This window comes from Anaerostipes sp. Marseille-Q3525, from assembly GCF_018223505.1.
GTDB classification, from domain to species: domain Bacteria; phylum Bacillota; class Clostridia; order Lachnospirales; family Lachnospiraceae; genus Anaerostipes; species Anaerostipes amylophilus.
Genome location: NZ_JAGTTT010000078.1, coordinates 1 through 956, shown reverse-complemented (window position 1 = coordinate 956; position 956 = coordinate 1). Strand labels below are relative to the sequence as shown.

General features: G+C 39.9%; 1 protein-coding gene and 1 pseudogene. Both read left to right on the top strand.

Going from position 1 to position 956, the window contains the following annotated elements:
• A pseudogene (locus tag KE503_RS14350) lies at positions 1 to 684 on the top strand (dTDP-glucose 4,6-dehydratase); the annotation flags it as partial.
• Between the two features lie 9 nt (positions 685 to 693).
• Positions 694 to 956, top strand: a 263-nt coding sequence (locus KE503_RS14345) for a VanZ family protein (protein ID WP_212385711.1), incomplete at its 3' end; no start/stop codon positions are given.

The window sequence follows — 956 nt, the reverse complement described above, 5'->3', positions numbered from 1 at the left end:
AAATATGGTGTAAAACGTTACCATCAGGTATCCACAGATGAAGTATACGGAGATCTTCCATTAGACCGCCCAGACTTATTCTTCACAGAGACAACACCACTGCACACATCAAGCCCATACAGCAGTTCCAAAGCAAGTGCAGACTTATTTGTCTTAGCTTACCACAGAACATTTGGACTTCCTGTGACAATCTCAAGATGCTCAAACAACTACGGACCATATCATTTCCCAGAGAAACTGATTCCATTAATGATCAGCCGTGCATTAGCAGATGAAGAACTTCCAGTCTACGGAAAAGGTGAAAATGTCCGTGACTGGTTACATGTATCAGACCACTGCGAAGCTATTGACCTGATCATTCATAAAGGAAAAGTCTGAGAAGTTTACAACGTAGGTGGACATAACGAACGTACAAACTTAGAAGTTGTAAAGACAATCTTAAAAGCATTAGACAAACCAGAAAGCCTGATCAAATTTGTCACAGACCGTCCAGGACATGACATGCGTTACGCGATCGACCCAACAAAATTAGAGACAGAACTTGGATGGAAACCAAAATACAACTTCGACACAGGAATCGCACAGACCATTGAATGGTACTTAAATAACAAAGAATGGTGGCAGAACATTTTATCTGGAGAGTACGCAAACTATTTTGATAAGATGTACGGAAACCGTTTATAGGAGAACTGTATGAGAGTACAGAAGAAGACAAAACGAGTGTTATACTGGGGGATAACACTCGTTTTGATGATTTTAATTTTTTCATTTTCCGCAAAGAACGGGACATCCTCTGCGGGGATGAGTATTGGGTATGCAAAAGAATTAGCAAGGATCTTAAGTTTTTTTGGATTCTTCCAGATTCATTCTAATGCAGATCTTATGATGCATGCGGAAGTAGTGCATACATTCGTTAGAAAGACAGCACATTTTACAGAATATGCAGTGCTTGGATT